Annotated in this window: 10 protein-coding genes; 7 read left to right on the top strand and 3 right to left on the bottom strand. The window is 67.1% G+C overall.

Annotated features, from left to right (window positions below):
• The first annotated feature begins 199 nt into the window (after positions 1-199).
• The 3 genes from WA944_RS14310 (at position 200) to nrdF (ending at position 3,597) form a co-directional block, all read left to right on the top strand.
• A complete protein-coding gene (locus WA944_RS14310) occupies positions 200-940 on the top strand; it encodes a TetR/AcrR family transcriptional regulator (protein WP_370332824.1) in 741 nt (246 codons plus the stop codon).
• Between the two features lie 47 nt (positions 941-987).
• Positions 988-2,562, top strand: a complete 1,575-nt coding sequence (locus tag WA944_RS14315) for a flavin-containing monooxygenase (RefSeq protein ID WP_526647062.1) — start codon at positions 988-990, stop codon at positions 2,560-2,562.
• Positions 2,563-2,634: 72 nt separating this feature from the next.
• Positions 2,635-3,597 carry a class 1b ribonucleoside-diphosphate reductase subunit beta gene (nrdF, locus tag WA944_RS14320; protein ID WP_526647069.1) on the top strand — a complete coding sequence of 321 codons (963 nt, stop codon included), beginning with the start codon at positions 2,635-2,637 and terminating at the stop codon, positions 3,595-3,597.
• A gap of 7 nt (positions 3,598-3,604) precedes the next feature.
• Here nrdF and WA944_RS14325 read toward each other — a convergent pair whose 3' ends face one another.
• Positions 3,605-4,651, bottom strand: coding sequence for an NAD(P)-dependent alcohol dehydrogenase (locus WA944_RS14325; RefSeq protein ID WP_526374095.1), 1,047 nt, complete (start codon positions 4,649-4,651; stop codon positions 3,605-3,607).
• A 155-nt stretch (positions 4,652-4,806) separates the two neighbouring features.
• Complete coding sequence (locus WA944_RS14330) at positions 4,807-5,946, bottom strand: iron-siderophore ABC transporter substrate-binding protein (RefSeq protein WP_526647063.1); 1,140 nt, start codon at positions 5,944-5,946, stop codon at positions 4,807-4,809.
• A gap of 203 nt (positions 5,947-6,149) precedes the next feature.
• On the opposite strand from WA944_RS14330, the gene ctaD reads away from it, so the two are divergent.
• On the top strand, positions 6,150-7,895 hold the full coding sequence (gene ctaD / locus WA944_RS14335) for an aa3-type cytochrome oxidase subunit I (RefSeq protein ID WP_370329557.1): 1,746 nt from the start codon (positions 6,150-6,152) through the stop codon (positions 7,893-7,895).
• A gap of 25 nt (positions 7,896-7,920) precedes the next feature.
• A complete protein-coding gene (gene serB / locus WA944_RS14340) occupies positions 7,921-9,183 on the top strand; it encodes a phosphoserine phosphatase SerB (protein WP_526371866.1) in 1,263 nt (420 codons plus the stop codon).
• Between the two features lie 83 nt (positions 9,184-9,266).
• Here serB and yczR read toward each other — a convergent pair whose 3' ends face one another.
• Positions 9,267-10,709 carry a MocR-like transcription factor YczR gene (gene yczR, locus WA944_RS14345; RefSeq protein ID WP_526609684.1) on the bottom strand — a complete coding sequence of 481 codons (1,443 nt, stop codon included), beginning with the start codon at positions 10,707-10,709 and terminating at the stop codon, positions 9,267-9,269.
• A 62-nt stretch (positions 10,710-10,771) separates the two neighbouring features.
• Here yczR and WA944_RS14350 point away from each other — a divergent pair, with 62 nt between their 5' ends.
• Positions 10,772-10,957, top strand: a complete 186-nt coding sequence (locus WA944_RS14350) for a hypothetical protein (RefSeq protein WP_526647064.1) — start codon at positions 10,772-10,774, stop codon at positions 10,955-10,957.
• Between the two features lie 61 nt (positions 10,958-11,018).
• Positions 11,019-11,669: a nucleoside/nucleotide kinase family protein gene (locus tag WA944_RS14355; protein WP_526375967.1), complete on the top strand. Its 651-nt coding sequence runs from the start codon at positions 11,019-11,021 to the stop codon at positions 11,667-11,669.
• The last annotated feature ends 62 nt before the right edge of the window (positions 11,670-11,731 follow it).

Consider the following 11,731-nt stretch of genomic DNA (forward strand, 5'->3'; position numbering starts at 1 on the left):
CCCGAAGGCCCTCCACCGGCGATAACCAGGTCGTATCGCTGCGTCATGAATCTCGTCTCGTCGATCGGCTTGTCGCAGCGATAGTACCCAAGTCGGTGTCAGCCATCTCGCCGGGAAGATTCCCTAATAGTTCGGTAATCATTCGCAGTCCGCGAGGGTCTGAGCAGGTCAGCGACGTCGACCCGGGTACAGTGGCCGCGTGCGACGAGGGTCGAGGGCGCGCTCCTCCGAAGAATCGGGTGTCAAGGTCGACGCCCGTAGTGAGCGCTGGCGTGAGCACCGCAAGAAGGTGCGGTCCGAGATCGTCGACGCCGCCTTCCGGGCGATCGACCGGCTGGGGCCGGAGGTGTCCCTGCGGGAGATCGCCGAGGAGGCCGGCACCGCCAAGCCGAAGATCTACCGGCACTTCACCGACAAGTCGGACCTCTTCCAGGCCATCGGCCAGCGGATGAGGGACATGTTGTGGGCCGCGATCTTCCCGGCCATCGACATCGCGAAAGACCCCGCCAGCGCGGTGATCCGCCGTGCGGTCGAGCAGTACGTCCGACTGGTCGACGAACACCCCAACGTGGTGCGTTTCCTGATGCTGGGCCGCTTCACCGAGCAGAGTGAGTCGACGATTCGCGCGCTGAACGAGGGTCGCGAGATCACCTTGGCGATGGCCGACATGTTCAGCAACGAGCTGCGGGAGATGGAGCTCGACGGTGCGGCCTTCGAGATGGCCGGGTTCGCCACGTTCGGGGCGGCGGCATCGGCCACCGACTGGTGGCTGGGTTCGGCGGGGGACACCCCGCGGCGGCTGCCGCCGGAGAAGTTCGTCGAGTACCTGACCACCATCATGATGGGCTCCATCAACGGCACCTGTGAGGTGCTCGGTATCCGCATCGACCCGGACGTGCCCCTGCATGAAGGTGTGCAGCGCCGCGAGCAGGTCGCCTGAATCCATCGACTTAACCGGTACCGGCGTTCCCAGGTACAGTCGGGTCCATGAGCGTCAGTGAACACATCGAGAACGTCTCGGTCGACCGCGCCCCGGTGCGCACCCGCGCCCTGATCATCGGCTCGGGGTTCTCCGGGCTCGGGATGGGCATCGAACTGCAGCGTCGGGGTGTGGAGTTCGCGATCCTGGAGAAGGCCGACGAGATCGGCGGCACCTGGCGTGACAACACCTATCCGGGGTGTGCCTGTGACATCCCGGCGCACATGTACTCGTTCTCGTTCGAGCCGAAGGCCGACTGGACCCACATGTGGTCCTTTCAGCCCGAGATCCAGGACTACCTGCTCGGCGTCACCGACAAGTACGGGCTGCGTCGCTACATCCACTTCGGCGCGCACGTCGACCGCGCACAGTGGGACGACGACGAGCTCGTCTGGCACGTGTTCACCACCGACGGTCGTGAGTTCATCGCGCAGTTCCTGATCTCGGGGGCCGGGGGCCTGCACATCCCGCTGGTCCCGGAGTTCGACGGTCTGGACGATTTCCTGGCGGCCGGCAAAGCGGCCTTCCACTCCGCGCAGTGGGACCATTCGGTCGACATCGCGAGCAAGCGGGTGGCCGTCATCGGAACCGGCGCCAGCGCCATCCAGATCGTGCCCGAGATCGTCAAGGACGTTGCGTCACTCCAGCTCTACCAGCGCACACCGGCGTGGGTGATGCCCAGGCCGAACAACCCGATCCCCGAGGGGATGCGCCGGGTGTTCGCCAACGTGCCGGGTACCCGGGCCGCGATGCGCGCGGGCATCTACTGGGTGCACGAATCGGTCGGCTTCGCGATGACCAGGCAGCCCCGGCTGCTCAAGATCGGCGAGTTGCTCGGCAAGTGGAACATCCGGCGGTCGATCAAGGACCGCGAGTTGCGCCGCAAGCTCACGCCCGATTACCGGGCCGGCTGCAAACGGATCCTCAACTCCGACACCTACTACCGCGGCATCGCCGACCCGAAGGCCGAGGTGATCACCGACCGCACCGCGCGGCTGACCCCGAACGGCATCGTCACCGCCGACGGCGTGGAGCGCGCGGTCGACGTCGTGGTGTTCGCCACCGGTTTCCACGTCACCGACTCCTACACCTATGTCGACATCAAGGGCCCCGGCGGGGAGGACCTCGTCGACCGCTGGAACGCCGAAGGCATCGCGGCGCTGCGGGGCATCACCGTCGCCGACATGCCCAACCTGTTCTTCCTGCTCGGCCCGAACACCGCGCTGGGGCACAACTCGGTGGTGTTCATGATCGAGTCGCAGATCCGCTACGCCGCCCAGGCCATCGCCGCGGTGGACCGGGCAGGCGCCCGCGCGCTCGCGCCGACACGGTCGGCGCAGGACCGCTACAACGACGAACTCCAGGACGAGTTGCGCGGTACGGTCTGGAGCACCGGCGGCTGCCAGAGCTGGTACCTCGACGAGCACGGCGTGAACCGCACCCTGTGGAGCGGCATGACGTGGCAGTACTGGCTGGCGACGCGCCGGTTCAAGGCCTCGGAGTACACGTTTCTGCGGCGAGGGCGCGACACGCCAACACAAGATGTTGCGGCGTCACAGCTTTTGAGCCCCAACAAGTTGTAGTGTCGGGGTCGGCTTGTAGAACAGGTACAGCCACTGCAAATCCGGCGAAATGGGGTCCTGGTGTCCGAGGGTATGAAGCTGATCGACCGCGTCTCCGCGATCAACTGGAACCGCCTGCAGGATGACAAGGACGCCGAGGTGTGGGAGCGGCTGACCGGTAATTTCTGGTTGCCGGAGAAGGTGCCCGTCTCCAACGACATCCCGTCCTGGGGAACGCTCAACGCCCACGAGAAGCAGCTCACGATGCGGGTGTTCACCGGCTTGACGCTGCTGGACACCATCCAGGGGACCGTCGGCGCCGTCAGCCTCATCCCCGACGCGCTGACCCCGCACGAGGAAGCCGTCTACACCAACATCGCGTTCATGGAGTCGGTGCACGCCAAGAGCTACAGCAACATCTTCTCCACGCTGTGCTCCACGGTGGAGATCGACGAGGCGTTCCGCTGGTCGGAGGAGAACCCGAACCTGCAGCGCAAGGCCGAGATCGTGATGAACTTCTACAAGGGCGACGATCCGCTCAAGCGCAAGGTGGCCTCGACGCTGTTGGAGAGCTTCCTGTTCTACTCGGGTTTCTATCTGCCGATGTACTGGAGCAGCCGGGCCAAGCTGACCAACACCGCAGACATGATCCGGCTGATCATCCGCGACGAGGCCGTGCACGGCTACTACATCGGCTACAAGTTCCAGAAGGGTCTGGCGCTCGAGGACGAGGCGCGCAAGGCCGAGCTCAAGGACTACACCTACGAGCTGCTCTTTGAGCTCTACGACAACGAGGTCGAATACACCCAGGATCTTTACGACGGGGTGGGGTTGACCGAGGACGTCAAGAAGTTCCTCCGCTACAACGCCAACAAGGCGCTGATGAACCTGGGCTACGAGGCGCTCTTCCCGCGCGACGAGACCGACGTGAACCCGGCGATCCTGTCGGCGCTGAGCCCCAACGCCGACGAGAACCACGACTTCTTCTCCGGCTCGGGTTCGAGCTACGTCATCGGGAAGGCCGTCAACACCGAAGACGAGGACTGGAACTTCTAGCCGACACCTACCGCAGTGAGGCCGTGTCGATGACGAACCGGTAGCGGACGTCGCTGGCGACCACGCGCTCGTAGGCCTCGTTGATGTATTCGGGCTCGATGACCTCGATCTCGGGGGTGACGCCGTGGGCGGCGCAGAAGTCCAGCATCTCCTGGGTCTCGGCGATACCGCCGATCAACGAACCCGAAAGCCGGCGGCGGCCGAAGATCAGCGCGGGTGCCGGCACCTCCATCGGGTGCTCGGGCATCCCGAGCTCGACCAGGGTGCCGTCCAGTTTGAGCAACCCGAGGTAGGCGCCGAGGTCGAGGTTGGCCGAGACGGTGTTGAGGATCAGGTCGAAGCTGCCACGCAGCTTCTTGAACGTGTCCCGGTCGCTGGTGGCGTGGTATTCCGAGGCGCCCAGCCGCAGACCGTCCTCCATCTTCTTCAGCGACTGGCTGAGCACCGTGACCTCGGCTCCGAGTGCCACCGCCAGCTTCACCGCCAGGTGCCCGAGACCGCCCAGGCCGATCACCGCGACCCGGGTGCCGGGCCCGGCGTTCCAGTGCCGCAGCGGCGAGTAGGTGGTGATGCCCGCACACAACAGCGGAGCCGCATCCGCCAATGAGATGGCGTCCGGGACCCGGAGCACGTAGTTCTCGTCGACCACGATCGCTCCGCTGTACCCGCCCTGCGTGGGCTGCCCGTCGCGGCCGACGCCGTTGTAGGTGCCGACCATCCCGGGGTTGTTGCAGTACTGCTCTTCGCCGGCACGGCAGTACTCGCACTCCCGGCACGAGTCGACGAAACATCCGACACTGACTCGGTCGCCGACGCCGAACTTCGAGACCTCGGATCCGACCTCGGTGACGATGCCCGCGATCTCGTGGCCGGGTACCAGCGGATACTTCACCTTGCCCCACTCCGCGCGCACCGTGTGGATGTCGGAATGGCAGATCCCGGCGAAGTGGATGTCGAAGGCCACATCGTGCGGGCCGACGTCGCGGCGGGTGATGGTGGTCCTGGTCAGCGGGTCGACAGCCGAGGTGGCCGCGTAGGCGGAAACAGTGCTCATCATCACGTCCTCTTTGTTTTGGCGATTGCGCGGGTCGCGGCTGCGACACCTGCGGGCATGCTGCCGCGACGATGCGGCTCCAAGGGTGCACAACGGGGGAGCGGGCGGCATTAGTCCCGATCGAGGCTGTGACATCCGACCGGGGGCCGGCCGTCTCAGTTGATCGGGGCGTTGACCCACCGCAGATCGGCAAGGACGCCGCGCGCGGCGACGATGCCCTCGCCCGTCTGCCAGACCTCATTGTTCACCGCGAACACCCGGTTGTCGCGGTGGGCGGACAACCGCCGCCACGCGTCACCGTCCATGACCTCGGTGGCGCGCTCCTTGGCCTCGGCCGAGGCGAAGGAGATGTAGACGATGTCTCCGTCGGCGATGGACAGGTCCGCCGAGTCCGCCAGATCGGCCTCGGAGATTCCTACCTCGACGAAGGGTTTGTCGGTGAACCGTTGCGCTGCCGGGCGGTCGACACCGACGTCGGCGAGCACACTTCCCGGGAAGTTGTCGGCGCCGTAGACGCGCATCGTGGAGTCGGTGAACTGCACCACCGACGCCTGGAAATGGGTGGCGTCGTTGTCGGTCCCGGTCTTCTGTGCGGCGCGGTCGAAGTCCTCGATCAACGCGTCGGCGGCCCCGCCGCGGCCGGTGGCGGCGCCGACCGTGCGCAGGTTGTCCTTCCACGCCGCACCCGGGGGTCCGGTGAACACCGTCGGCGCGATCGCCGACAGCTCCGGGAAATCCTCGGGGGTTCGGGCCACCGATCCCAGGATCAGGTCCGGTTGCGCCGCCTCGACGGCGGCGATGTCGGGCTCGCCGCGGCTCCCGACGCCGGGTAGGTCGTGGATCACGCTGCCCAGGTACGACGGTTGCTGGTCCGACCCGTCAGGGAGTGCGGCAGCGACGATGCGGGACTGAAGTCCCAACGCGCACAGCGCGTCGAGTTGATCCCCGGCGAGGACCACGATGCGCTGCGGGTCGGCGGGTACCAGCGTCGTCTCCGGCAACGGCGGCGTCACCGCATGCCCGACCGCATTGCCCACCTCACGCTCCGGCGGGCCCTCGTCGAGCGCGGCCGGCTCGGGCGCGCATGACTCGTCGGGTCGTCGGTCGTTGCCGAGAACTCCGGCACCGGCGATCCGCGTGGTGCTGGTGATGACCGAGTCCTCGCCACTGCCCGGCACCGGTGTGTCACCTGCTCCGCAACCGCTGAGAACGAGGGTGGCGACGAGGGCGCCCACCGCCGCGGACCGCACCGACCGGCGGCTCCGGCGGCCCGCCTGTACTCGCCTGAACAGCACGTCGCCGACGGTAACATCCGGGCAGTTCGGGGCTGTTCAGCCGACGACCCGGAATCGAATACGACCGTTTGTAGGACCACCCCGACCGCGGACGGGTTCGGGGGCTAAGATTCATAACGAACACCCGTCGGCGAGCCGGCGAATTGATCGTCGGGACAGCCCGGGACCCTGCCCGGTGGCTTGCGAAAACGTTGGAGGACCTGTTGGTAGCCGAAGCGCCCCCAATCGGAGAACTCGAGGCCCGGCGACCCTTCCCGGAGCGGCTCGGTCCCAAGGGCAACCTGATCTACAAGCTGATCACGACCACCGATCACAAGTTGATCGGCATCATGTACTGCGTCGCCTGCTTTGCGTTCTTCCTCATCGGCGGGTTGATGGCGCTGTTCATCCGCACCGAGTTGGCGGTGCCGGGTCTGCAGTTCCTGTCCAACGAGCAGTACAACCAGCTGTTCACCATGCACGGCACGGTGATGCTGCTGTTCTACGCGACGCCGATCGTGTTCGGGTTCGCCAACCTGGTGCTGCCGCTGCAGATCGGCGCGCCCGACGTGGCGTTCCCGCGGTTGAACGCGTTCTCGTTCTGGCTGTTCCTGTTCGGTGCGCTGATCGCTACCGCAGGCTTCATCACCCCGGGCGGTGCGGCCGACTTCGGCTGGACGGCGTACTCGCCGCTGACCGACGCGATCCACTCACCCGGCGCAGGCGGTGACCTGTGGATCATGGGCCTGGCTGTCGGTGGTCTGGGCACCATCCTCGGCGGCGTCAACATGATCACCACCGTGGTGTGCATGCGTGCCCCCGGCATGACGATGTTCCGGATGCCGATCTTCACCTGGAACATCCTGGTGACGTCGATCCTGGTGCTTCTCGCGTTCCCGCTGCTGACCGCGGCGCTGTTCGGCCTGGCCGCCGACCGGCACCTGGGCGCACACGTCTACGACCCGGCCAACGGCGGTGTGCTGCTGTGGCAGCACCTGTTCTGGTTCTTCGGTCACCCCGAGGTGTACATCATCGCGTTGCCGTTCTTCGGCATCGTCAGCGAGATCTTCCCGGTGTTCAGCCGAAAACCGATCTTCGGCTACACCACGCTGATCTACGCGACGCTGGGTATCGCGGCGCTGTCGGTGGCGGTGTGGGCACACCACATGTACGCGACCGGCGCGGTGCTGCTTCCATTCTTCAGTTTCATGACGTTCCTGATCGCGGTCCCGACGGGCATCAAGTTCTTCAACTGGATAGGCACGATGTGGAAGGGCCAGTTGACGTTCGAGACACCGATGCTGTTCAGCGTCGGGTTCATCGTGACGTTCCTGCTCGGCGGCCTGTCGGGTGTGCTGCTGGCCAGCCCGCCGCTGGACTTCCACGTCACCGACAGCTACTTCGTGATCGCGCACTTCCACTACGTGCTGTTCGGCACGATCGTGTTCGCCACCTACGCGGGGATCTACTTCTGGTTCCCGAAGATGACGGGGCGGTTGCTCGACGAACGGCTGGGCAAGCTGCACTTCTGGCTGACGTTCATCGGCTTCCACACCACGTTCCTGGTGCAGCACTGGCTCGGTGACGAAGGCATGCCGCGGCGGTACGCGGACTACCTGCCCAGCGACGGGTTCACGACGCTGAACATCGTGTCCACCGTCGGCGCGTTCATCCTCGGTGCCTCGACGCTGCCGTTCCTGTGGAACATCTTCAAGAGCTGGCGCTACGGCGAGGTGGTGACCGTCGACGATCCGTGGGGTTACGGCAACTCCCTGGAGTGGGCCACCAGCTGCCCGCCGCCACGGCACAACTTCACTGAGCTGCCGCGGATCCGCTCCGAGCGTCCGGCGTTCGAACTGCACTATCCGCACATGGTCGAGCGGATGCGACGCGAGGCCCACGTGGGTCGTGCGCACGGACCCGACGACGGCGACGTCACCAGGCTCGATGACGAGAAGGTCCGCACCTGACGGAGCGCGTGGGCGGCACTCGGGGGTGACCGCATCAGAGGCGGCCGATTCCCTCGGCTCGGCGCGCACGCGCTCGTCGCTCCTGATCACCGTGACCGGCCGCGATCAGCCGGGTGTCACGTCAGCGCTGTTCGAGGTGCTGTCGCGGCACCGGGTTGATCTGCTCAACGTCGAACAGGTCGTCATCCGCGGCCGGTTGACGTTGGGGGTGCTCGTGGGCGGCCCTGCCGAGGTCACAGGCGGCCCTGAGCTGCCGGCCGAGGTGGAGTCGGCGATCCACGGTGTCGGCCTCGAGGTCACCATCGAGCGCAGTGACGCCATCGTGGTGATGACGGAGCCCTCCACGCACACCATCGTGGTGCTGGGGCGGCCCATCAGTGCCTCGGCGTTCGGCGTGGTGGCCAGAGAGGCGGCGTCTCTGGGGGTGAACATCGATTTCATCCGCGGGGTGTCGGATTATCCGGTGACGGGCCTGGAGCTGAGGGTGTCGGTGCCGTCCGGGGTGTACCGCCAACTGCAGACGGTGCTGGCCCAGGTGGCCGTCGAGGAACGCGTCGACATCGCGATCGAGGACTACAGCCTGTCGCGGCGCGCCAAGCGGTTGATCGTCTTCGATGTCGACTCCACGCTGATCCAGGGCGAGGTCATCGAGATGCTCGCCGCGCACGCCGGTGCCGAGGCCGCGGTGGCCGAGGTGACCGCGGCGGCCATGCGCGGCGACATCGATTTCGCCGAGTCGCTGCACCGCCGGGTCGCCACGCTGGAGGGGCTGCCGGCCGAGGTGCTCGACGAAGTGGCCGACCAGATCGAACTGACCCCGGGAGCCCGCACCACGCTGCGCACGCTGCGCCGGCTGGGTTATCACTGCGGCATCGTCTCCGGCGGATTCCGCCAGGTGATCGAACCCCTCGCGCATGAGCTGACGATGGACTTCGTGGCCGCCAACGAACTGGAGATCGTCGACGGCAAGCTGACCGGCCGGGTGGTCGGCAACATCGTCGATCGGCCCGGAAAGGCCAAGGCGCTGCGCGATTTCGCTCAGCAGGCCGGCGTGCCGATGGAGCAGACGGTGGCCGTAGGTGACGGTGCCAACGACATCGACATGCTGTCGGCGGCGGGCCTGGGGGTGGCGTTCAACGCGAAGCCGGCGCTGCGCGAGGTCGCCGATGCCTCCCTGAGCCATCCGTACCTCGACACGGTGTTGTTCGTCCTGGGCGTCACCCGCGGCGAGATCGAGGCGGCCGACGCCATGGACGGCGTCGTGCGCCGGGTCGACATCCCCGACTAGGATCACCTTTCGCCGGAACGGCATTCCGGCAGAGCTCGTCTCGAACTTTTTCTGCTGGAATGCAATTCCGGCGAGAGGCGGGCTCAGACCACCACGGTGGTGGGCTCCGGTGCGGCGGAGCCGGTCACGCTGTGCCACGCCCGGGCGAGCAGGACCACCGCCTCGGTGAGCTGAGCCTCGGGCAATGCATACGGGACGCGCACGAAGCGTTCCAGTGTCCCGTCGACGCCGAAGCGCGGTCCGGCAGGCAGTTCGAGGCCGATCCGCGACGCGGCGGCCGACAGGGCGGTGCTCACGGGCGCGGGAAGTCGCACCCACAATGACATCCCCCCGGCGCCGGGACCCGGCTGCCAGTCGGGCAGGTGCTGCTGCAGCAGGGACCGCAGAAACGCCCTGCGGGTCCGCAGGATCTCCCGGCGCTGCGGCAACAGATCGTCGCGCTGCGTGAGAAGCTTTGCCGCCGCGAGTTGTTCGAGGATCGGGGTGCCCATGTCGACCGACGGCCGCAGCGCGACCAGGGTGGCGATGGTGTTGCGCTCGGCGCGGATCCAGCCGATCCGGAGCCCGCCCCAGAAGGACTTGGACATCGATCCGACCGTCAGCACCAGATCGTGTCGGCTCCTCAGCTCGGTGGCCAACGGCGGGGGAGCGGGTTCATCGAGCCAGATGTCAGTGATGGTCTCGTCGATGATGGTCCGGGTCCGGGTCTCGGAGATGATGTGCGCCAGGTGCTTTCGATCGGCGGCGGGTAGCGTGTGCCCGGTCGGGTTCTGGTTGTCGGGGATCAGGTACGCCAGGTTCGGGGCCAACTGGTGCACAGCGGCCTCCAATGCTTCGAGATCCCAGCCGTGCTCGGTCATCGAGACGGGAACCGGGCGTGCGCCCGCGGTGGTGATCGCGGACAGCGCACCGTGATACGTGGGTTGCTCGACCAGGACACGGTCGCCGGGTTGCAGGTACGCCGTGAGAATCAACCCGATGGCATGCAGGGCGCCGGTGGTCACCATGATCTCGTCAGGTTCGGTCGGAAGGCCGCGCTCGCAATATCTTTCGGCGATGGCCTGGCGCAGGGCGACGGTGCCGACGAGTTCGTGGCCCATGCCCTGCAGGTAGGGTGCCACGTCGTCGGCGGCTTCGGCGAAGGCCGTCATCACCGCTGAGGCAGGCGCCGAAAGCGCTGCGCCGGCCAGGCTGAGGGTCGGTGCCGAGATGGGCGCGGCGATCGCGGACGTGACGGGCAGTGCGGTGGTGCTGCGCGCGCCGCGGCGGGCGTTGAGGTAGCCGTCCTCACGCAGCTGGGTGTAGGCAGCGGTCACCGTGGTCCGCGAGACGCGCAGCGCCTCGGCCAGCACCCGCTCGCTGGGCAGCCGCGCCCCCACCGGGAGCCTGCCGTCGACGATCAACAACCGGATGGCGTCGGCCAGGCCGTGATAGGCCGGTCCGCTGCGAGTGGAGGTGCGCCAGTTGCCCAGCTCACGTGCCAAGAGGTCCACATCGAGCGAGCGCGCCGCCATTACCGCAGTCATTGAGGCCAGTATTGGTGAAGTGGATATTGTTTGGCAAGCCAGGGGCCCAGAAACTACTCACCATGATGAAAAACTGGTTATCGATCTGGGTGGCTCGGCTGGTGGAGCTGAAGCGCAGGCTGGCTTTCGCCGCGATGCGTCCGTCGGGTTGTGTCGAGTCGTGGGATCGCTGGGATGTCACTGCCGACCGTCGCCGCGAACTCAACGACCTCGACGCCATGCGGACCCGGTTCCCCGATCACGCCTGACGGCCGGCCGCGCCGGCTGACGCCGGTCCCGGGGTGGATCGTGCGCCACGCAGCCGTGATGATGGCAGGGGTGAGCGGCCGACACACGCTGGAGTCGCTGACGGCCGACGCCCTCGCCATGGGGGAGAACAAGCCCCGCGCGGTACTCGGCGTCGCCGGCAGCCCGGGAGCCGGCAAGACCACGCTCGTCGAGAAGCTGTGTGAGCTGATCGAGGAGCGTCGCGGCCCGGGATGGGTGGCGCACGTGCCGATGGACGGTTTTCACCTGGCCGACGGCCAGCTGCGCCGGCTCGGCCTGCTGGACCGCAAGGGCGCACCCGAGACCTTCGACGCCGCCGGGTATGCCCACCTTCTGGAGCGGCTGCGTACCGAACTCGACACCGACGTCTACGCCCCGGGGTTCGACCGGGTGTTGGAGCAGCCGGTGGCCGGCGCGTTGGTGGTGCCGCCGACGGCGCAGCTGGTGCTCACCGAAGGGAACTACCTGCTGCTCGACGACCCGGTATGGGGCCGCGCCCGCCGGGCCCTGGATTGTGTGTGGTTCGTCGCCGCCGACGAGCAGACCCGGTTGCGTCGGCTGATCGCCCGCCATGTGGAGTTCGGCAAGAGCCCGGCCGCAGCCCGTGCCTGGGTCGCCGAGGTCGACCAGCGCAACGCCGCGCTGGTGGCAGCGAGCACCCCCGCCGCGGACCGGGTGATCGCGCTGGGGTGATTTCGGCGTCGTCGGTCACGGTGTGCGGGACCGCTGACGGCGAAGCCGCCTGACTACGATGA

Origin of the sequence: Mycobacterium sp., from assembly GCF_049683355.1 — a bacterium.
Classification (GTDB): Bacteria; Actinomycetota; Actinomycetes; order Mycobacteriales; family Mycobacteriaceae; genus Mycobacterium.

Excerpts from the sequence above, each read along its gene's own strand:
- WA944_RS14325 (WP_526374095.1), bottom strand. The coding sequence starts at position 4,651 with ATGAGCACTGTTTCCGCCTACGCGGCCACCTCGGCTGTCGACCCGCTG.
- WA944_RS14355 (WP_526375967.1), top strand. The coding sequence starts at position 11,019 with ATGGCAGGGGTGAGCGGCCGACACACGCTGGAGTCGCTGACGGCCGAC.
- WA944_RS14350 (WP_526647064.1), top strand. The coding sequence starts at position 10,772 with ATGATGAAAAACTGGTTATCGATCTGGGTGGCTCGGCTGGTGGAGCTG.
- WA944_RS14315 (WP_526647062.1), top strand. The coding sequence starts at position 988 with ATGAGCGTCAGTGAACACATCGAGAACGTCTCGGTCGACCGCGCCCCG.
- nrdF (WP_526647069.1), top strand. The coding sequence starts at position 2,635 with ATGAAGCTGATCGACCGCGTCTCCGCGATCAACTGGAACCGCCTGCAG.
- yczR (WP_526609684.1), bottom strand. The coding sequence starts at position 10,709 with ATGACTGCGGTAATGGCGGCGCGCTCGCTCGATGTGGACCTCTTGGCA.